We start from the raw sequence: 19,300 nt of genomic DNA on the forward strand, positions 1-19,300 counted from the left end.
GCCGGCGCCGCGCCGCAGGACATCCAGCATGCTGATCGACTTTTTCTACTCGCTGCGCGCCGCCCGCCTGCCGGTCTCGGTGAAGGAATACCTGACGCTGCTCGAAGCGCTGAAGGCCAACGTGATCGCGCCGTCGCTCGACGAGTTCTACTACCTCTCGCGCATCACGCTCGTGAAGGACGAGCAGTACTTCGACAAGTTCGACCAGGCGTTCGGCGCCTTTTTCAACGGTGTCGCGGCGACCTCGGAGCTCGCGTTCGAGATTCCGCCCGACTGGCTGAAGAAGAAGCTGCAACGCGACCTGTCGCCCGAGGAAAAGGCGCAGATCGAGGCGATGGGCGGCATCGACAAGCTGATGGAGCGCCTGAAGGAACTGTTCGACGAGCAGAAAGAGCGCCACGAGGGCGGCAACAAGTGGATCGGGACGGGCGGCACGTCGCCGTTCGGTCACGGCGGCTATAACCCCGAAGGCGTGCGCATCGGCGGCGACGCGGCCGGCAATCGCACGGCCGTCAAGGTATGGGAAGCGCGCGCGTATCGCGACTACGACGACCAGGTCGAAATCGGCACGCGCAACATCAAGGTTGCGCTGCGACGGTTGCGCCGGTTCGCCCGCGAAGGGGCGGCGGAAGAACTCGACCTGCCCGACACGATCCGCAGCACCGCCGCGAACGCCGGCTGGCTCGATCTGAAGATGGTGCCCGAGCGGCACAACAACGTGAAGGTGCTGATGCTGCTCGACGTCGGCGGCTCGATGGACGATCACGTGAAGCGCACCGAGGAGCTGTTCTCCGCCGCGAAGGCCGAGTTCAAGCACCTCGAGTTCTACTACTTCCACAACTGCGTGTACGACTTCCTGTGGAAGCACAACCGCCGCCGCCACGCCGAGCGCACACCGACGTTGGACGTGCTGCACAAGTTCACGCCCGACTACAAGCTGATCTTCGTCGGCGACGCGACGATGAGCCCATACGAAGTGTTGCAGCCCGGCGGCTCGGTCGAGTACAACAACGCCGAGGCCGGCGCGGTGTGGTTGCGCCGGCTCGCCGATCACTTCCCGCACTTCGCGTGGCTGAACCCGGAACCGGAAGCGCTGTGGCCGTACCGGCAGTCGGTCAGCGCGATCCGCGAAGTGCTGGGCCACCGCATGTATCCGCTGACGCTCGCGGGCCTCGAGACGGCCATGCGGGTGCTGAGCAAGTAACGCCCGCCGTTCCAGAATCCACGTCCCGACGCTTCAACTTCCACAACAAGAAAGCCTTCGCATGAGTTCGTCCCCGTCGCCCCAGCTGTCCCCCGCCGCCACGTCGCCCAGGCGCTTCAATCCGCTCGCCGATACGTCGCTGTCGACGATCGTCGCGGGCTTCGTCGCGGCGATGACCGGCTACACGAGCTCGCTCGTGCTGATGTTTCAGGCGGGCCAGGCCGCGCATCTGAGCGACGCGCAGATTTCGTCGTGGATCTGGGCGCTGTCGATCGGCATGGGCCTGTGCACGATCGGCCTGTCGCTGCGCTTTCGCGCGCCGATCGTGATCGCGTGGTCGACGCCGGGCGCGGCGCTGCTGGTGTCGTCGCTGCCGCATGTCGTGTATGCGCAGGCGATCGGCGCATTCATCTTCTGCGCGGCGCTGCTGACGCTGGTCGGCGTCACCGGCTGGTTCGACGCGCTGATGAAGCGGATTCCGTCCGGCCTTGCGGCAGCGCTGCTCGCGGGCATCCTGTTCGAGATCGGCATCGAGATTTTCCGTGCCGCGCAGTACCAGACCGCGCTCGTGCTGACGATGTTCTTTACCTACCTGATCGTCAAACGGTTCGTGCCGCGTTATGCAATTCCGACCACGCTCGTGGCAGGCACCGCAGCCGCCGGCGGCCTCGGGCTGCTCGACTTCAGCCACTTTCACGTCGCGCTCGCGCACCCGGTGCTGACGATGCCGTCGTTTTCGGTGGCGGCTTGCGTGAGCATCGGCATTCCGCTGTTCGTGGTCGCGATGGCCTCGCAGAACGTGCCGGGCATCGCGGTGCTGCGCGCCGACGGCTATACGACCCCGTCCGCGCCGCTGATCGCGACGACCGGCGTCGCGTCGCTGCTACTCGCGCCGTTCGGTTCTCACGGCATCAATCTTGCCGCGATCACGGCGGCGATCTGCACCGGCCCTGAAGCGCACGAAAACTCCGCCAGGCGCTACACAGCGGCCGTATGGGGCGGCATTTTCTATCTGCTCGCGGGCGTGTTCGGCGCGACGATCGCCGCGCTGTTCGCGGCGTTCCCGAAGGAGCTGGTCGTGTCGGTAGCGGCGCTCGCGCTGTTCGGCTCGATCATGAGCGGGCTCGCCAACGCGATGCAGGATACGAGGCAGCGCGAGGCGGCGCTCGTCACGTTCATGGTGACCGCCTCGGGACTCACGCTGCTGTCGATCGGCTCGGCGTTCTGGGGGCTCGTCGCCGGCGTGGTGACGCAAGTCGTGCTGAACGCGCGCCGCGTGTGAACGGATCGCCACGCCCGGCTGTCCATACGCGGTGTTCATACCGTCCTCGGCGATCCGCCATAGAATAGACGTATCCGGCAGCGTTTCCCAAGCCATCGTGGGACGCGCTGCGGCTTGACCCGCGGCCGCCGGCGCCGGCTGATTCCTCCTGCCGGCGCGGCGGCGTCCTCACTTCTCCTGAACCATGGCGCACACGCGCCCTGAAGGCCCGAACATGACAACCGCACTCGACCAACTCAAGCAATACACCACCGTGGTGGCCGACACCGGCGACTTCCAGCAGCTCTCGCAGTACAAGCCGCGTGATGCGACCACCAATCCGTCGCTGATTCTGAAGGCCGTGCAGAAAGACGACTACCGGCCGCTGCTCGAAAAGACCGTGAAGGCGCATGCGTCGAAGCCGGCCGGCGCGATCATCGACCAGTTGCTGATCGCCTTCGGCACCGAAATCCTGAAGATCATCCCGGGGCGGGTGTCGACCGAAGTCGACGCGCGCCTGTCGTTCGACGTCGAAGGCTCGATCGCGAAAGGCCGCGAGCTGATCGCGCTGTACAAGGAACACGGCATCGAGCGCGACCGCGTGCTGATCAAGCTTGCGTCGACGTGGGAAGGCGTGCGCGCGGCCGAGGTGCTGCAGAAGGAAGGCATCCACTGCAACATGACGCTGCTGTTCTCGCTCGTGCAGGCCGCCGCCGCCGCGGAAGCTGGCGCGCAGCTGATCTCGCCGTTCGTCGGCCGCATCTACGACTGGTACAAGAAGAACGCCGGCAGCGCGTGGGACGAAGCGAAAGACGGCGGCGCCAACGATCCGGGCGTCAAGTCGGTGCGCCGCATCTACGCGTACTACAAGAAGTTCGGCTACAAGACCGAGGTGATGGGCGCGAGCTTCCGAACGACCTCGCAGATTCTGGAACTGGCCGGCTGCGATCTGCTGACGATCAGCCCCGACCTGCTGCAGAAACTGCACGAGAGCACCGACAAGGTCGAACGCAAGCTGTCGCCGGAGACATCGCACGACGCGGACATCGAGCGCGTGCCGGTCGACGAGAAGTCGTTCCGCTTCCTCCTCAACGACGAAGCGATGGCGACCGAGAAGCTCTCCGAAGGCATCCGCACGTTCGCCGCGGACGCGGTGAAGCTGGAAAAGCTGATCGACACGCTGCGCTGAGGCGCCGGAGGCCGCGGGCGTGGCTGGCTGAGTGACGCTCACGCTCGCCGCGCGGCTCCGCGCGAGTCCCATCCATGACAGGCGGCGCTGGACCTCACGGTTCAGCGCCGCTTTTCGTTTACGCTGCGTCGCCACTGGCGACATAGCGTCACAAGCGACGCGCCGCCACCGACTACAATCGACTCCACGCCCCTCCCGCCGCCGCTGGCGAGGAACGACGGCGCCCGCCCAACGCCTGACCATGGAGACGATCATGTACGTTCAGCCCTATGTGTTCTTCAACGGCCGTTGCCAGGAAGCGCTCGATTACTACACCGACAAGCTCGGCGCCCAGGTGACCTTCAAGATGCTGTTCAAGGAAGCGCCGCCGGACGCGCACAATCCGCCACGCCCCGAACTCGCCGACAAGATCATGCACGCGAGCGTGCAGCTGGGCTCGAGCACGTGGATGGCTTCCGACGGCAACTGCGATCCGGCGGCCGGCCCGTTCAATGGCTTCAGTCTGTCGCTGACCGTCGATGACGGCGCGTCGGCGGAAAAATGCTTCAACGCGCTCGCCGATGGCGGCCAGGTCGTGATGCCGTTCCAGCAAACGTTCTGGAGCAAGGGCTTCGGAATGGTGGTGGACCGCTTCGGCATGATGTGGATGGTCACGCTGCCGCCGCAGGTTTGAGGCTTAGGGGCAGGCCAGCGCTAGCACCTACCTGCCACGCGTCGCCCGCTCGTGCCGCTCGATGTTCCAGTTCGGCTCGGTCTCCAGCAATAGCGCGCGCAACCGGTCTACCTGCTCCGCGAGCCGCTGACCGAGCCAGTACGGCCCTTGCCAGTCGGGCGGCAACGCGGTGGCCACGTCGCCGTGCCCCTTCGCGAGCGGCGCCGCGGCCGGAATGCCAAAGCGCGACGGACGGCCAAAACGCAGCCCGCGCGCGGTGGACAACAGGATCGCCCGCACGGCGCGCACCTCGGCGCCGCAATGCGCTGCATAGGCGGTCCGCGCGGCGGCATCGGCGTTCATCAGCGGCCCCGTGGCAAGCAGTTCCAGCGAGCTGAGCACCGAGCGATGCAGCCGCTGGATCTCCTCGAGCCTCGACTGCGGCACGTCGATTTCCTTCGCGACCGACGGCATCAGCGAGCGCAGTTGCACGAGCCGCTTGTTGATCCGCAGGAAGCGCTTGATCTGCTCCTCCTCGGTGATCGTTTCGCCGTCGAGCAGCCGCGCGTAGATGCCCGCGCATTCGCGCAGATTGGCGGCGAGGCCGTAGCGCCACGAATACGTCGCGTGCAGCGGAAACGCGAACGAAAACGCCAGCGCGATGACGATACCGATCAGCACGTTCAGCGTGCGCCACAGGCCGACGTCGATCAGATTGTCGCCGTGGCCCGCGACGATGCACATCGTGATGGCGGTCAGGAGCCCGATATAGCCGGACGAGCCAATCGCGAACCACGCGCAGATCGACGCGATGATCGCCTCCAGCACATAGGTGAGCGGCAGCGAACCGATGAAGTGCTGTTGCACGATCAGCAGGAGCCCGATCGATGCCCCGAGCAGCGTGCCGGCCGCGCGTTCGGCCGCTTTCTTGCGGATATTGCCGTGATGCTGCAAGCCGCCGATCACGACCAGCAGCGTTACCGACGACCAGATGCCGTGCGGAATATCGATGCCGGTCGTCGCGAGAATCGACACCAGCATCGCGAGGCCGACGCGCAGGCTATGCAGCACCTTGGCGTGCCGGTAGCGGTAGTACGGCGACGTGACCGCGCGCACCATCCGGCTGAGCGCCGCGCGGCGGGAAATCAAAGTGGGAGTATCGGCAGCAGCCATGGCGGCGGGCGGCGAACGCGTGAAAGGACGGTTCCGCTATCCTGCCCTGGAGTGCCCCGCAAACACAAACGCCCGCCAACTTCCGTCGGCGGGCGTTGCGTGTTTCAGAACGTGATTTGCAGCTGGAATCAGCCTTCGACGATGTCCAGGTAGTCCTCCGGATGCGTACGGTCCTCGGCGCGCTGCATGCCCACCGCGCGCACGACCAGGCTCACGACGACCGACACCACCAGGTTCACGACCAGCGACCACACGGCCGCATAGCCCGGAATCGCCATGCCGAACAGATGGATCGTGAAGATCGAGCTCGCGAGGTTCAACGAAATCGCCATCCACGTGCCGGTCGCGATACCTGCCGCCCAGCCGAGCAACAGACCCCGGTAGTCGAGCACGCGCGTGTAGAGACCCAGCACGATCGCCGGCAGCGTCTGGATGATCCAGATCCCACCGAGCAGTTGCAACTGGATCGCGTACGTGAGCGGCAGACCGAGAATGAACGCCACCGCGCCGACCTTGACGATCAGCGACACCAGCTTCGCGACGTTGGTCTCCTGCTCGTGCGTCATGTTGCGGTTGACGAACTCCTTGTGCACGTTGCGCGTGTACAGATTCGCCGCCGCGATCGACATGATCGCCGCCGGCACCAGCGCGCCGATACCGATCGCCGCGAACGCGACGCCGACGAACCACGACGGGAAGAAGTGCAGGAACAGCGCCGGCACTGCGAAGTTCGGGCCGAAGGCCTTGAAGTACGGCGCGAACTCCGGCATGTCCTTCACGCCGGCCGCGAGCGCCATGAAGCCGAGCAGCGCGAGCAGGCCGAGCACCAGCGAATACGCCGGCAGCAACGCCATGTTGCGGCGGATCGTGTTGCCCGACTTCGACGACAGCACCGCGGTGATCGAGTGCGGATACAGGAACAGCGCCAGCGCCGAACCCACCGCGAGCGTCGCGTACGCGCTATAGCCGTTCAGGCTCGACACGTCCGGCGACTTCAGCAGCAGCTTGGCCGGCGGGACCGCGCCGAAGATATGGCCGAAGCCGCCCAGCTGCGGCGGAATCACGATGATCGCGGCGAAGATCGTCACGTAGATCAGGATGTCCTTGACGACCGCGATCATGGCCGGCGCGCGCAGGCCCGACGTGTACGTGTAGGCCGCGAGGATCGCGAATGCGATGATCAGCGGCAGATCGCCGACGAAGCCGGTCGTGTCGAAACCGAGCGCGCCGATCACCACTTCGATACCGACCAGTTGCAGCGCGATGTACGGCATCGTCGCGACGATGCCGGTCACCGCGACGGCAAGCGCGAGCATGCGGCTGCCGTAGCGGGCCGACACGAAGTCCGCCGAGGTCACGTAGCCGTGCCGCTTCGCGACGCTCCACAGCTTCGGGAACACGACGAACGCGAACGGATAGATCAGGATCGTGTACGGCAGCGCGAAGAAGCCCGTTGCGCCCGCACCGAACACGAGCGCCGGCACCGCGATAAACGTGTAGGCGGTGTACAGGTCGCCGCCGAGCAGGAACCACGTGACGATCGTGCCGAAGCGCCGGCCGCCGAGACCCCACTCTTCGATATGCGCGAGATCGCCGCGCCGCCAGTGGGCCGCGACGAAGCCGAGAATCGTGACGCCGATGAAAAACAGAACGAAGACGAAAGTTGCAATGGGGTTCATCGTTGCGCGCCCCCGTTCGTGCGACCCGTATAGCGGGACCTGGTCTTCGAATAGACGAACGCGGTGATGACCGCGCTGATCAGCACCCACAGCAGCTGATACCAGTAGAAGAACGGGAAATCGAACAGCTGCGGCTCGATCCGGTTGTAGGACGGCACCCAGATCATCGCGATCCACGGTAGCAGCAATAGCCAGAGCCAGTGCTTGCTGGCTTTCTTCACGTCGGCGTCGTGAGCCATGACGTCTCCTGTTTCCTATTTAGAATTTATCTGCCCGCGGTCGACGGGAGGTGGGACTCAGCGGGTGGTCGTCCCGCGGTCAGCCACGGGCTCCCCGAAAGCTTCGAAAGAGTATAGGAGTGGCGAACTCCCGGTCAAGCAGGGACGACCCGAGGCGCGTCGGGTCCAACAACGCGACGAAAGCGCCAACGATGCAGGCTGGATGACGTTGCGGCGTAGACGTGAAAAAAATACCGGAAGCAAAGCGGCCATGCCGACCGCTACGCCGGTACGGCCGCTTCATTCTCCGTGCGCTGATCAGATCGCAAACGATGCGCCCGTCTGCCCGGTCGATTCGCGCAGGCCCTTGATCCATTTGCGCGCCGGCAAGCCGAGCTCGGCTTCGATCAGCTTCGCGCGCGCCTCTAGCGCGGTGAACGGCACGTCGAGCGCGGGGCCCGAGAAGGCGATCGCGATACGGTTGCCGTCGTGCACTTCGGGCAGCGCGACGACGCGACCGTCGAAGGCTTCGTTCAGACGCTTCATGTTGCGCACGAAGCTCGGATGATCGCCGAACAGATTCACCGTGACGATGCCCGCGTCGGTCAGACACGCACGTGCCGCACGGTAAAAGCCGACGCTGTCGAGTACTGGGCCACGCGCGGTCGCGTCGTAGACGTCGATCTGCAGCGCGCCGATGGTGCCGTGGTTCGCGCTCTCGTTGACGAAGTCCCACGCGTCGCTTTCATGCACGCTCAGACGCGCGTCGTCGGGCGGCAGTTCGAACATCGTGCGCGCGGCCACGACGACCGCCGGATTCAGTTCGACGGCCTCGACCTTCGCGCTCTTCAGGAAGCGGTGCGCGAACTTGGTCAGCGACGCGGCGCCGAGCCCGAGCTGCACGATGCGCTTCGGCGTTTCGAGGAATAGCAGCCAGGCCATCATCTGCTGCGCGTATTCGAGTTCGATGTGATCGGGCTTGCGCAGACGCATCGCGCCTTGCACCCATTCCGTGCCGAAATGCAGGTAGCGCACGCCGCCCTCTTCGGAGAACGTCACCGGTGCGAAGCGCGGCTTGCGCGGCGCTTCGATTTGCGGCGCGTCGTGTGCGTCGTGCTCGACGGTGCCGCTCGCGTTGCGCGTGGATTTGGGCGCCTTTTTGTGGGCCATTTGCTGTTTACCGCCGATGGCTTGGGCGTCGCGGTTACGGAAAGCGCGCGCCTCGGCCGAAGCGCGCTTGATCAGATTCGTCATGTAGGGATGTCGCGCGACAGGCGCAATATTTTTGGTCGAACGAGAGCATAGCATTCGCTGCGGTTCGCTCATTCAAATCGACCGCTCACAAACTGCTTTCAACGAACTCACTTTTGCGGCCGCTGGGTCGCGACCAACCTGCGCCATTACGCCACGCGCAAACGATTCACGTGGCGCTTTATCGCCGTTTTCCGTCACCAGCCGCAGCTTGCAGCGCATTTCCTCCTGGTGCAGCGCCCGGCGAGATCATCTATTCCGAGGGCTACTCGGGTGAGCCCGTGGTCTTTCTGATCACGGAAGGCAAGGTCGAACTTTCCACTCGCTGCGACGACATGAAGGTCGTCGATTCGTTCGATGTACTCAACCCGATCGCGCAGGGACTGCAAAAGGATGCGACGGGGAATGTGCTCGTCGAGGGGCATACCGACAGTGTGCCGATTTCGACCGCGAAGTATGTGTCCAACTGGGAGCTGTCGTCGGCTCGCGCGGGCGCAGTGGTCAGGTATCTTGTCGAGCGCGGGATCGAGCCGCATCGGCTGGCCGCGATCGGACGGGCGGACAATTTTCCGCTGGTCGCCGGCAATGACGCGGCGGCAAGAGCGGCCAACCGGCGGGTCGCGATCGTCGTGCAGTATTGAACGCGTTCGCCGGTAGCATTGGCCGCCCTTCCCTACTACGAGCCGCCCGCCGGCGGCTCGTCTTCACATCACCTCACTTCACGCATCACGTCATTCGACGCGTACCGCCCCAAGCGCCTCGTTCAGCGTGCGGCTCGGCCGCATCACCTCTTCGAGCTTGTTGAAGTCCGGCTTGTAATAGCCGCCGATGTCCGCCGGCGCGCCCTGCACCGACGCGAGCTCCGCCACGATCACCTGCTCGTTGGCGGTCAGCTGCGTCGCGAGCGGCGCGAACTGCGCGGCGAGCGCGGCGTCGTCCGTTTGCGCGGCCAGCTCCTGGGCCCAGTACATCGCCAGATAGAACTGGCTGCCGCGATTGTCGAGCTCGCCCGTCTTCGGGCTCGGGCTGCGATTGTTGTCGAGCAGCTTGCCGGTTGCGGTGTCGAGCGTCTTCGCGAGGATCTTCGCCCGGTTGTTGCCGGTCTTGATGCCCAGTTCTTCGAGCGACGCCGCGAGCGCGAGGAACTCGCCGAGCGAGTCCCAACGCAGATGGTTCTCTTCGACGAGCTGCTTCACGTGCTTCGGCGCCGAACCACCCGCGCCGGTCTCGTACATGCCGCCGCCCGCCATCAACGGCACGATCGACAGCATCTTCGCGCTCGTGCCCAGCTCCATGATCGGGAACAGGTCGGTCAGATAATCGCGCAGGATGTTGCCGGTGACCGAGATCGTATCGAGCCCGCGCACGACGCGCTCGAGCGTGTAACGCATCGCGCGCACCTGCGACATGATCTGGATGTCGAGGCCCGTGGTGTCGTAATCCTTCAGGTAGGCCTCGACCTTCCTGATCAGCTCCGCTTCGTGCGGGCGATACGGGTCGAGCCAGAACACCGCGGGCATGCCGGAATTGCGCACGCGCGTGACCGCGAGCTTGACCCAATCGCGGATCGCCGCGTCCTTCACCTCGCACATGCGCCAGATGTCGCCCTGCTCGACGTTCTGCGTGAGCAGCACCTCGCCGCTAGCCAGATCGACGATGCGCGCCTCGCCGTCTTCCGGCACTTCGAAGGTCTTGTCGTGCGAGCCGTATTCTTCCGCCTTCTGCGCCATCAGGCCGACGTTGGGCACGGTGCCCATCGTGACCGGATCGAACGCGCCGTTGGTCTTGCAGAAGTTGATGATCTCCTGGTAGATGCGCGCGAACGTGCTCTCCGGGATCACCGCCTTGGTGTCTTTCGGACGGCCGTCGGCGCCCCACATCTTGCCGCCGAGGCGAATCATCGCCGGCATCGACGCATCGACGATCACGTCGTTCGGCGCGTGCAGGTTCGAGATGCCCTTCGCCGAATCGACCATCGCCAGTTCCGGACGATGCTCGTGGCATGCGTGCAGGTCGCGGATCACCTCCTCGCGCTGCGATTCCGGCAGCGTCTCGAGCTTCTCGTACAGATTGACGAGGCCGTTGTTGACGTTCACGCCAAGTTCCTCGAACAGCTTGCCGTGCTTCGCGAACGCGTCCTTGTAGAACACCTTCACCGCGTGGCCGAAGACGATCGGGTGCGAGATCTTCATCATCGTCGCCTTCACGTGCAGCGACAGCATCATGCCGGTCTTGCGCGCATCTTCCATCTGGTCTTCATAGAACGCTAGCAGCGCCTTCCTGCTCATGAACATGCTGTCGATGATCTCGCCGTCCTGCAGAGCGACCTTCGGCTTCAGCACGATCGTCTTGCCGTTCTTCGTGACGAGTTCCATCTTTACGTCGCGCGCGCGATCGAGCGTCATCGATTTTTCGCCGTGATAGAAGTCGCCGTGCCGCATGTGCGCGACGTGCGTGCGCGACGCCATGCTCCATTCGGCCATGCTGTGCGGGTGCTTGCGGGCGTAGTTCTTCACCGCTGCCGGCGCGCGACGGTCCGAGTTGCCCTCGCGCAGCACCGGGTTCACCGCGCTGCCGAGACACTTCGAGTAGCGCTGACGGATCGCCTTCTGTTCGTCGGTCCTCGGATCTTCCGGATAGTCGGGCACCTTGTAGCCCTTCGCCTGCAGTTCCCTGATCACGCTCGTCAGTTGCGGCACCGATGCGCTGATGTTGGGCAGCTTGATGATGTTGGTGTCGGGTAACGAGGTCAGGCGACCGAGTTCCGCGAGGTTGTCGGGCACCCGCTGCGCTTCGGTCAGAAACTCGGGAAACTCACCGAGGATGCGGCCCGCGACCGAGATGTCGCTGGTCTCGACCTCGATGCCGGCCGGCCTGGTGAAGGTGCGGATGATCGGCAGGAACGCGGCCGTCGCAAGCAGCGGCGCCTCGTCGGTGAGGGTGTAGATGATGGTCGGTTGCTGGGTCGTCATTGCTAGGCTCTGGGCGGGCGGTTGAGAGGCATCTCGCACGTGATACGGGCAGGATGCGCAAACGTCGATCAGGAAAACGACAACGCTAGGACACAAACGCTGTGCGTGGCGGATGGCGACGCGGGGCCCTGGAACGCCAAAGCGGAACGATTAAGCGAACACGGCGGACTGCGTCGCGCAGCGGGTCGCACGGTTGGATTCTGCCTCATTTTTGGGCTGCCAGGAGAATTCGGAATGTGAACAACGGGAGCACGCATGGACACGGCAGAGCAAATGACGATCGCGGCTGACTGGATACGCGAAGCCGACGGCATTCTGATCACGGCAGGCGCAGGCATGGGCGTCGATTCCGGACTACCCGACTTTCGAGGCGATCACGGATTCTGGGCGGCTTATCCGGCGTTGAAGGCCGGCGGAATCAATTTCTATGACATTGCCAATGGAACAGCCTTCCTGCGTGATCCGGTCCGCGCATGGGGTTTCTACGGCCATCGGCTCAACCTGTACCGGCGCACCGTCCCGCACGCGGGTTTCGAGATCTTGCGCCGCTGGGCATCGGCGAAAAGAAGCGGCGGGTTCGTATTCACCAGCAATGTGGATGGCCAGTTCCAGAAGGCCGGCTTCGCCGACGATCGCCTGTTCGAATGCCACGGATCGATCCATTTCCTGCAATGCGGACAGTCCTGCAGTACGCCTGAATAAATCAGAACCCGAATTTTCATCCGTCGCCCGTTCCTCTCCCTGTTGTCGCCTGCTAGCGTGGCAGTCCCGACAGCTACGGAGAAGTTCGGAATGTCGTATCAACAGGATGCGGACGGCGTGCGCGTGGTGCTCAGCGCGCCGCAACTGGCGGCGGTACTGGCAAGGCAGTCAATCACCCAAACCGAAATGCTTTCCAACCGGCTATGGGGCGGGTTGCAAATCGTCGGTGGCGTGCTGGAAATGGTCGGCGCAAGTGCGTTGTGTGTGATCCCGGAACCGACCATGCTCACCAAGGCAGGGTGTGTCGTGTTCGGCGTACATGGTTCTGGTACGGCGGCGGCTGGTTTGCGTCAGGTCTGGACGGGCCAGGACACGGCCACATTGACACAGCAGGGCACGACGAAGCTGGCCGAGGCAATGAAGGCAAGTCCTGACATGGCCAACAATATCGGCCTGTCACTTGACATGGTCGTGCCGTTCAGCTTTGCCGGGTCAATCAAGGCGATGCGGGCTGCGCGTATCACGATGGGCGAGATCAACCTGAACATGCATGAAGCGAAGACGCTTCGCGGGGTTGGCGGGCATACACTTTTGAAGCATGTGGGAAAGGATGAGGCCTGGTTGCGACAAAGACTGAAAGATGAGCCGCGGATAAAAGCGGCGACATCATTTAAAGACCAGAAGACTGCCGAGAAAGCCATTTCGGAAGTGATGATGGGCGAAACTACCCGCATCAGATCCTGGTCTCAGTCTACGACGAGTGCTCCGTTGCGTTTAACAAGGTACATATCTGGGGACGTGGGTTACGGGGTTTGTCAGGAAGACAGGACAATTTGCGAAAGGAAACAAGGTTTTGGTGGTACTTAAGCGGGAGATATACAATGGAATGCCCTATTACGTCCTGACGGCGTTCATCGACTTATGAGACGCAGTTATGAATGAAAATCCGCTGTACCCCGAACTAAACCAGCTCTTTGGTGTGTACCTTAACGAGGATTTTTCGTACTGGGGTAACACCATCAAAGTGATCATAGGTTGCTACAGAAGAGATAGTTCACAAGAGAGTTTAAGGAACATACTTGTTGAAATTGAAAACTTCGAGAGAGAGAACTTTAGCAATCTGGACGATGCATTCGAAGAGGCGTATGGCTCCCAGTTCGGCCCGGAGTTGTGGGGTTACACCACTGCTTCCTTCCTTGACGAATTGAAGCGGCTACTGAGTGAGTAGGCAATTGCTCGGGACAGACTATAAAGAAGGCCCGCCATTGTCGCGGGCATTTTCACGCACGCGCCCCTCAACACGCAGACAGGGAGTGAAGGCTTATCGTATGGTTGACGGTGAGGAATATGGCAATCTGACGGGGTTGATTCGCTCTCGTTTCCACGAAGATTTTGACCTTTTCGGAAACTCAGTAGAAGAACTCGTTTCTTCCTATACCGCGAAAATGTCAACGACTGACATTGACGCGCTCATGTCTGACATAGATTCATTCAAAGCCGACTATCCAGAGACGTTGGACTCAAAGTTCAAGGAGCGGTTTGGCCGCCAGTTCGATCCTGTTTTGTGGGGCTACACGACGGCTTCCCTCCTTGATGAAGTAAAACGGTTACTGAGTGAGTAGGCAATTGCTCAGGAGCGGACCCGCGACGAGACACTGACGTCAGTCGCACTATCACGCATGCCAAGCGTGCGAACATTCGCACCGGTACAATCCTCCGATATCGATGTTCCCGCAGATCTGCCAAACCAAGCCGGAGCGTGTGATGGACGGCGATACCAGCAAAGCCCAATCCGACTGGATTTCCCGTTCGGAATCGACCCACGGAATCGAACGCATCGAAGCGTTTTTCCACGGCAACGCGTACTCCATGCATCGGCACGACACCTACGCGATCGGCGTGACCCTCGCCGGCGTTCAGTGCTTCCATTACCGGCGCGGTTTGCGCACCAGCCTGCCCGGGCAGACCATGGTCCTGCATCCCGACGAAGTGCACGACGGTCAGGCCGGCACGAACGAGGGATTTCGTTATCAGATGATTTACGTGCAGCCCGCTGCAATCCAGGAAGTCCTCGGCGGCCGCCCCCTGCCGTTCGTCGAAGGCGGCGTCACGACCGATCCGCGCCTGTTCGAAGCCACGCAGACAGCGCTGCGCCAGATGCGTGGCGACGCGGAGCCGCTCGAACGTGACGACGCGCTCGCCGGTCTCGCGCTCGCGCTGGATAACGCCTCGGGCGCGCGGCAGACGCGCAAGTCCGCGGATTTCGCGGCAGCGCAGCGAGCACGCGAATATCTGCACGCATCGTGCACGCACACCGTCACGCTCGATGAACTTGCCCTCGTCAGCGGGCAGGACCGCTGGAGCCTGTCGCGCGATTTCCGAACTTTTTACGGCACCAGCCCCTATCACTACCTGGTCATGCGCCGGCTCGAAGCCGCGCGCGCGATGATGCTGCGCGGCGTTTCCCTCGTGGACGCGGCGGCGGCAGCCGGCTTCGCCGACCAGAGCCACATGACCCGACATTTTCGCCACGCGTACGGAATCCCGCCCGCACGTTGGCTCGCGATGACGAGCGATCGGCGCGCCGGCTAACGCAAGCTTGCACGATCGTTCAAGACACTCGCCGGCGGCGGGACTATGCTCTGTTCCAGGTATCACCCGAATGGAGCCACCATGCACAGCGATTCCCAGCCGACACCCGAGCAACGCGGCCAATACAAGACCATCAACCTGCTCGACAAGATCAGTCAGATCGACGACCACTGGCAGCCGCGCGTCGTGGCTGAAATGAATGACTATCAGTTCAAGGTCGTAAAGATAGCCGGCGATTTCGTCTGGCATCGGCATGCCGATACCGACGAGACGTTCATCGTCCTCGCAGGCCGGTTGCGCATCGACTTCCGCGACCGCTCGATCGAACTGTTTCCCGGAGAAATGGCGGTGGTACCAAAGGGAGTCGAGCACAAGCCGTATGCCGAGTCCGAGGTGAAGCTGCTGCTCATCGAACCGCGCGGCGTCGTCAATACCGGCGATACGACCACCGAAAGAACGGCCGAAAACGACGTATGGATCTGAGAGCCGCCATGCAAACGCCGCGGCCGATCGTTCGCGAAGCCGTTTTCCCCGCCGACACCCACAACCTCGTCGCCGTGATCCGCGAGTATGTCCGCTGGCTGGATATGGATCTGTCGTACCGTGGATTCGATGCAGAAATGGACGCGTTCGAACACGTTTATACGCTGCCATCCGGCATGTTCTTCGTCGCCGACGCCGGCGGCGAGCTCGCCGGTTGCGCGGGGCTGCTGCGCCATACGGCAGAGACTGCGGAAATCAAACGGCTCTATGTTCGTGAAGCATTCAGAGGGTTGTCGCTTGGCGAAACGCTGGTCACATCGGTGATCGGGAAAGCGAAGACATTGGGATTCTCGACGCTGGTTCTCGACACGGTTCCGCAAACCCGTTTTGCACAGCGCATCTACGAGCGGTTAGGGTTCGTCGAAACCGCGCCCTACTACGAGAATCCAGTCGAAGGCACACGGTTTCTTGCGCTCGATCTATGACCGCGAATGGCATCCTGTCGGTCGATCAGACCCAGGTTAGCCGTCGCCATATGTCCAGCTTTTGAGCGTATGAAACCGAGGCATGGGCGGGACTGCTCGATGGCAAACGGACAAGCCGATATTGCACTCCCCGCTCGCCCAACGCTTTCATCCCGATTTTGGCCGCCGTCCCCCCGTTGAAGGCGATGGTAGCCAGTTTCGGCAGCGTATCGATCAGAGCGATCAGATCGTTGCTGGCATGGTCGCGAATCCGGCTATCCAGGCTTCCTGCTCGACGAGCCTCAGCAACGACATCCCATAGTCCGATATGGTGTTCGAGCAACGTCTCGAGACGCGTCGAATAGACCATGCCAACCAGATCCCGTTCTATCGCTTCACCGACCAGTAACCAGAATTTGTTCTGCGGGTGTGCGTAGTATTGGCCGTGAGCCAACGACACCTCGCCCGGCAAGCTACCGAGGATCAAGACCCGCGTATCAGCGGCGACGACAGGCGCAAAGCAACGCTTGAACGACATCAGCGGCTCCGCTCGTCGGCGCTGCGCGGCACGCTGTGCGCACGCGACGCGGTGTGATCGAGCGGACGACCGTGCTCGCGCACCCGCGCGTGCGCGATATGCGCCGCGCCGGTGCCTGACGCGGCAGCGTGCGCGCGAGCGGCCGCGTCCAACGCACGCAAATGCTCCCACAGTGCCGGCAACATGCATTCGGTCACCATCAAAGGCGCGCCATGCCGCTCGAACACCGAGCGACGCGCCACCAGCGCATGCGGCGCATGCCGATCGCCGCCGTCGATTTCATGCGCGGCCAACCGATACAACGGATGCCGCTGCCCCACCCTGCGGCTCACCAGCGACGAACGCGCGACGCTGCTATCGCTATACAGCAACTCCGCGAGCGGCCGGGTGCGCAGCCAGCGCGTCGCCTGCCAGACGCCGACGCTCGCGGCACGCGGCGTCACGCTATGCGCGGCGACGAACGGCACGCCATCGACCGACAGCACCACTTCGCGCACCCACACCGGCGCGCGCGGCGCGAGTCCGAGCGCGGCGGCTTCGTCGGGCCACGGCAGCGCGACGGCTTCGCGAGTCACGCGCACCGCGACCGCGCCGAGCGCGCGCAGGTGCGCGGTCAGTGAACCGCCGCGGGTCAGCCAGTCTTTCTGGGCGGCGCTGAAAGTGGCCAAAGGCGCGACGCGCCAGTGGGCGTCGGCAGGATCGAAACGGATAGGCATGGTGTCGGATTATAGCGGCGTGCTCCGACGGTAATTTTTCGCGGCAACGACCGCGGCGATCGTGCGCGCGGCTTCAGCCAGGGGAGCCGACGCAAACCAGAAGGCAAAAAAAAAATGCGCTGCCGAAGCAGCGCATTTCTCAACTACCGGGCGTCAATCCAGCAACGACATCAACGCTTTCGGCTCACGCTCAACCCGCGCGCGACAGCAGCAACGCATTGGTCCGCTTCACGAAGCTCGCCGGATCTTCCAGCGCGCCGCCTTCGGCGAGCAGTGCCTGATCGAACAGCAGATGGCACCAGTCGTCGAAATTCGCGCTATCGGCATGCAGACCCTTCACGAGGGCGTGCTCCGGATTCACTTCGAGAATTGGATGGAACTCAGGCGCCTGCTGGCCCGCGGCCTTCAGCATGCGCTGCAGGTAGCCGCTCATTTCGCCGTCGTCGGCAACGAGGCACGACGGCGAGTCGGTCAGGCGGAACGTCAGACGCACGTCTTTCGCCTTGTCCTTCAACGCTTCCTTCATCTTCTCGACGAGCGGCTTGAACGCTTCGCCGATCTTCTCCTGCACCTCTTTTTCCTCGTCGTTCAGCGCGCCGAGATCGAGGTCGCCGCGCGCGACGCTTTGCAGCGGCTTGCCGTCGAATTCGTTGAGGAACGACAGCATCCATTCATCGACGCGATCGGTCAGCAACAGCACTTCGACGCCCTTCTTGCGGAACACTTCGAGATGCGGGCTGTTCGACGCGGCCTGCCACGTGTCGGCGGTCACGTAGTAGATCTTCGTCTGCTCGGGCTTCATGCGAGCGACGTAGTCGGCCAGCGACACGGTCTGCTCGGCCGTGCCCGTATGCGTCGTCGCAAAGCGCACGAGCTTCGCGACGCGCTCGCGATTGGCGAAGTCCTCGCCGATGCCTTCCTTCAGCACCTGGCCGAATTCCTTCCAGAAGCCCGCGTACTTTTCCTTCTCGGCGTCGTTGTCCGCGTTGGCCAGTTCTTCCAGCATCGACAGCGCGCGCTTGGTCACGCCTTCGCGGATCGCCTTCACGTCGCGGCTTTCCTGCAGGATTTCGCGCGACACGTTGAGCGGCAGATCGGCCGAATCGACCACACCCTTCACGAAGCGCAGGTACGTGGGCAGCAGTTGCTCGGCGTCGTCCATGATGAACACGCGCTTCACGTACAGCTTCAGGCCGCCGCGCTGCTCGCGGTTCCACAGGTCGAACGGCGCGTGCGCCGGCACGTACAGCAGTTGCGTGTACTCGCTGCGGCCTTCGACGCGGTTATGCGTCCACGTCAGCGGGTCTTGATGATCGTGCGAGATGTGCTGGTAGAACTGCTTGTATTGCTCGTCGGTGATGTCGTTCTTCGAACGGGTCCACAGCGCGCTCGCCTGGTTGACGGTCTCGTCCTCGTCCTTCGTGACCATCTCGCTCTTTTCCGCGTCCCACTCTTCCTTCTTCATCAGGATCGGCAGCGCGACGTGGTCCGAGTACTTCTGGATGATCGACTTCAGCCGATACGACGACAGCAGTTCGTCCTCATCGGCACGCAGATGCAGCGTGATGGTCGTGCCGCGCGCGGCGCGCTCGATCGTCTCGACCGCGAAATCGCCTTCGCCCGCGCTTTCCCAGCGCACGCCTTCCGAGGCCGGCAAACCGGCGCGGCGCGTCTCGACGGTGATCTTGTCCGCAACGATGAAGCCCGAGTAGAAGCCCACGCCAAACTGGCCGATCAGCACCGCGTCCTTCTGCTGGTCGCCCGACAGCTTGCCGAAGAATTCCTTGGTGCCCGAACGCGCGATCGTGCCGAGGTGCGCGATCGTCTCGTCGCGGCTCATGCCGATGCCGTTGTCGTCGATCGTGATGGTGCGCGCGGCCTTGTCGAACGACACCCGAATCCGCAGGTTCGGATCGTTCTCGTACAGCGCGCTGTTTTCGATCGCCTCGAAGCGCAGCTTGTCGGCCGCGTCGGACGCGTTCGAAATCAGCTCGCGCAGAAAGATTTCCTTGTTGCTGTACAGCGAATGGATCATCAGTTGCAGAAGTTGCTTCACTTCTGCCTGAAAGCTCATGGTTTCTTGTGCCATGGTCGGACTTCCTCTCTGTTGCGAATTGGGGGATGAGCGGCGGCCGAAGCGGATTCCAACCGCGGTTCGGGCTCGCCGTGCCGGAGCGCCGGAACGCCGGATCGTCCGCGCAAATGG

Annotated in this window: 17 protein-coding genes and 3 pseudogenes; 12 read left to right on the plus strand and 8 right to left on the minus strand. The window is 63.1% G+C overall.

Features of this window, described 5'->3' with window-relative positions:
- Positions 1–28 precede the first annotated feature (28 nt).
- The 4 genes from HDG34_RS09360 to HDG34_RS09375 all read left to right on the plus strand — a co-directional run bounded on the left by HDG34_RS09360 (position 29) and on the right by HDG34_RS09375 (position 4,327).
- Positions 29–1,204 carry a VWA domain-containing protein gene (locus HDG34_RS09360; protein WP_184059454.1) on the plus strand — a complete coding sequence of 392 codons (1,176 nt, stop codon included), beginning with the start codon at positions 29–31 and terminating at the stop codon, positions 1,202–1,204.
- 61 nt (positions 1,205–1,265) lie between these two features.
- On the plus strand, positions 1,266–2,486 hold the full coding sequence (locus HDG34_RS09365) for a benzoate/H(+) symporter BenE family transporter (RefSeq protein WP_184059456.1): 1,221 nt from the start codon (positions 1,266–1,268) through the stop codon (positions 2,484–2,486).
- 214 nt (positions 2,487–2,700) lie between these two features.
- Positions 2,701–3,654 carry a transaldolase gene (tal, locus tag HDG34_RS09370; RefSeq protein ID WP_184059457.1) on the plus strand — a complete coding sequence of 318 codons (954 nt, stop codon included), beginning with the start codon at positions 2,701–2,703 and terminating at the stop codon, positions 3,652–3,654.
- A gap of 253 nt (positions 3,655–3,907) precedes the next feature.
- Positions 3,908–4,327 (plus strand): VOC family protein, encoded by a 420-nt coding sequence (locus HDG34_RS09375; protein WP_090805641.1) that lies wholly within the window; start codon positions 3,908–3,910, stop codon positions 4,325–4,327.
- Positions 4,328–4,354: 27 nt separating this feature from the next.
- Here HDG34_RS09375 and HDG34_RS09380 read toward each other — a convergent pair whose 3' ends face one another.
- The 4 genes from HDG34_RS09380 to HDG34_RS09395 all read right to left on the minus strand — a co-directional run bounded on the left by HDG34_RS09380 (position 4,355) and on the right by HDG34_RS09395 (position 8,630).
- The gene (locus HDG34_RS09380) at positions 4,355–5,479 is read right to left on the minus strand and encodes an FUSC family protein (protein WP_184059459.1); all 1,125 of its coding nucleotides are present in this window, start codon (positions 5,477–5,479) and stop codon (positions 4,355–4,357) included.
- A 128-nt stretch (positions 5,480–5,607) separates the two neighbouring features.
- On the minus strand, positions 5,608–7,158 hold the full coding sequence (gene mctP, locus HDG34_RS09385; protein WP_184059461.1) for a monocarboxylate uptake permease MctP: 1,551 nt from the start codon (positions 7,156–7,158) through the stop codon (positions 5,608–5,610).
- Positions 7,155–7,397 carry a DUF3311 domain-containing protein gene (locus tag HDG34_RS09390; RefSeq protein WP_184059463.1) on the minus strand — a complete coding sequence of 81 codons (243 nt, stop codon included), beginning with the start codon at positions 7,395–7,397 and terminating at the stop codon, positions 7,155–7,157. The genes mctP and HDG34_RS09390 overlap by 4 nt, the downstream gene beginning before the upstream one ends.
- A gap of 297 nt (positions 7,398–7,694) precedes the next feature.
- Positions 7,695–8,630, minus strand: coding sequence for a spermidine synthase (locus tag HDG34_RS09395; protein WP_090803626.1), 936 nt, complete (start codon positions 8,628–8,630; stop codon positions 7,695–7,697).
- A 344-nt stretch (positions 8,631–8,974) separates the two neighbouring features.
- Here HDG34_RS09395 and HDG34_RS09400 point away from each other — a divergent pair.
- A pseudogene (locus HDG34_RS09400) lies at positions 8,975–9,268 on the plus strand (flagellar motor protein MotB); the annotation flags it as partial.
- A 90-nt stretch (positions 9,269–9,358) separates the two neighbouring features.
- Here HDG34_RS09400 and HDG34_RS09405 read toward each other — a convergent pair.
- Positions 9,359–11,599, minus strand: a complete 2,241-nt coding sequence (locus HDG34_RS09405; RefSeq protein ID WP_184059465.1) for an NADP-dependent isocitrate dehydrogenase — start codon at positions 11,597–11,599, stop codon at positions 9,359–9,361.
- A gap of 255 nt (positions 11,600–11,854) precedes the next feature.
- Here HDG34_RS09405 and HDG34_RS09410 point away from each other — a divergent pair.
- The 7 genes and pseudogenes from HDG34_RS09410 to HDG34_RS09440 all read left to right on the plus strand — a co-directional run.
- Positions 11,855–12,286, plus strand: a pseudogene (locus HDG34_RS09410) (SIR2 family NAD-dependent protein deacylase); the annotation flags it as partial.
- Positions 12,287–12,391: 105 nt separating this feature from the next.
- A pseudogene (locus tag HDG34_RS09415) lies at positions 12,392–13,226 on the plus strand (RNase A-like domain-containing protein).
- Between the two features lie 9 nt (positions 13,227–13,235).
- Positions 13,236–13,529 carry a contact-dependent growth inhibition system immunity protein gene (locus HDG34_RS09420; protein ID WP_184059469.1) on the plus strand — a complete coding sequence of 98 codons (294 nt, stop codon included), beginning with the start codon at positions 13,236–13,238 and terminating at the stop codon, positions 13,527–13,529.
- A gap of 85 nt (positions 13,530–13,614) precedes the next feature.
- A complete protein-coding gene (locus HDG34_RS09425; RefSeq protein ID WP_311734847.1) occupies positions 13,615–13,923 on the plus strand; it encodes a contact-dependent growth inhibition system immunity protein in 309 nt (102 codons plus the stop codon).
- A 142-nt stretch (positions 13,924–14,065) separates the two neighbouring features.
- Complete coding sequence (locus HDG34_RS09430) at positions 14,066–14,893, plus strand: AraC family transcriptional regulator (protein ID WP_184059471.1); 828 nt, start codon at positions 14,066–14,068, stop codon at positions 14,891–14,893.
- Positions 14,894–14,974: 81 nt separating this feature from the next.
- Positions 14,975–15,376, plus strand: a complete 402-nt coding sequence (locus HDG34_RS09435) for a cupin domain-containing protein (RefSeq protein WP_090803614.1) — start codon at positions 14,975–14,977, stop codon at positions 15,374–15,376.
- A complete protein-coding gene (locus tag HDG34_RS09440) occupies positions 15,367–15,861 on the plus strand; it encodes a GNAT family N-acetyltransferase (protein WP_260321103.1) in 495 nt (164 codons plus the stop codon). The genes HDG34_RS09435 and HDG34_RS09440 overlap by 10 nt, the downstream gene beginning before the upstream one ends.
- A gap of 25 nt (positions 15,862–15,886) precedes the next feature.
- On the opposite strand, the gene HDG34_RS09445 is transcribed toward HDG34_RS09440, so the two are convergent.
- The 3 genes from HDG34_RS09445 to htpG form a co-directional block, all read right to left on the minus strand.
- Positions 15,887–16,378 (minus strand): DNA-deoxyinosine glycosylase, encoded by a 492-nt coding sequence (locus HDG34_RS09445; RefSeq protein ID WP_184059473.1) that lies wholly within the window; start codon positions 16,376–16,378, stop codon positions 15,887–15,889.
- Positions 16,378–17,094, minus strand: a complete 717-nt coding sequence (locus HDG34_RS09450) for a chorismate lyase (protein ID WP_184059475.1) — start codon at positions 17,092–17,094, stop codon at positions 16,378–16,380. Before HDG34_RS09450 ends, HDG34_RS09445 begins: the two co-directional genes overlap by 1 nt.
- A gap of 190 nt (positions 17,095–17,284) precedes the next feature.
- Entirely contained in the window at positions 17,285–19,183 is a 1,899-nt protein-coding gene (htpG, locus tag HDG34_RS09455) for a molecular chaperone HtpG (protein WP_184059477.1), read from the minus strand.
- Between the last annotated feature and the right edge of the window lie 117 nt (positions 19,184–19,300).

Source organism: Paraburkholderia sp. HC6.4b, from assembly GCF_014200875.1.
GTDB lineage: Bacteria > Pseudomonadota > Gammaproteobacteria > Burkholderiales > Burkholderiaceae > Paraburkholderia > Paraburkholderia tuberum.

Bases quoted from the DNA above. Each gene is read 5' to 3' on its own strand.
- HDG34_RS09360 (WP_184059454.1), top strand. From the start codon at position 29: ATGCTGATCGACTTTTTCTACTCGCTGCGCGCCGCCCGCCTGCCGGTC.
- HDG34_RS09365 (WP_184059456.1), top strand. From the start codon at position 1,266: ATGAGTTCGTCCCCGTCGCCCCAGCTGTCCCCCGCCGCCACGTCGCCC.
- tal (WP_184059457.1), top strand. From the start codon at position 2,701: ATGACAACCGCACTCGACCAACTCAAGCAATACACCACCGTGGTGGCC.
- HDG34_RS09375 (WP_090805641.1), top strand. From the start codon at position 3,908: ATGTACGTTCAGCCCTATGTGTTCTTCAACGGCCGTTGCCAGGAAGCG.
- HDG34_RS09380 (WP_184059459.1), bottom strand. From the start codon at position 5,479: ATGGCTGCTGCCGATACTCCCACTTTGATTTCCCGCCGCGCGGCGCTC.
- mctP (WP_184059461.1), bottom strand. From the start codon at position 7,158: ATGAACCCCATTGCAACTTTCGTCTTCGTTCTGTTTTTCATCGGCGTC.
- HDG34_RS09390 (WP_184059463.1), bottom strand. From the start codon at position 7,397: ATGGCTCACGACGCCGACGTGAAGAAAGCCAGCAAGCACTGGCTCTGG.
- HDG34_RS09395 (WP_090803626.1), bottom strand. From the start codon at position 8,630: ATGACGAATCTGATCAAGCGCGCTTCGGCCGAGGCGCGCGCTTTCCGT.
- HDG34_RS09405 (WP_184059465.1), bottom strand. From the start codon at position 11,599: ATGACGACCCAGCAACCGACCATCATCTACACCCTCACCGACGAGGCG.
- HDG34_RS09420 (WP_184059469.1), top strand. From the start codon at position 13,236: ATGAATGAAAATCCGCTGTACCCCGAACTAAACCAGCTCTTTGGTGTG.
- HDG34_RS09430 (WP_184059471.1), top strand. From the start codon at position 14,066: ATGGACGGCGATACCAGCAAAGCCCAATCCGACTGGATTTCCCGTTCG.
- HDG34_RS09435 (WP_090803614.1), top strand. From the start codon at position 14,975: ATGCACAGCGATTCCCAGCCGACACCCGAGCAACGCGGCCAATACAAG.
- HDG34_RS09440 (WP_260321103.1), top strand. From the start codon at position 15,367: ATGGATCTGAGAGCCGCCATGCAAACGCCGCGGCCGATCGTTCGCGAA.
- HDG34_RS09445 (WP_184059473.1), bottom strand. From the start codon at position 16,378: ATGTCGTTCAAGCGTTGCTTTGCGCCTGTCGTCGCCGCTGATACGCGG.
- HDG34_RS09450 (WP_184059475.1), bottom strand. From the start codon at position 17,094: ATGCCTATCCGTTTCGATCCTGCCGACGCCCACTGGCGCGTCGCGCCT.
- htpG (WP_184059477.1), bottom strand. From the start codon at position 19,183: ATGGCACAAGAAACCATGAGCTTTCAGGCAGAAGTGAAGCAACTTCTG.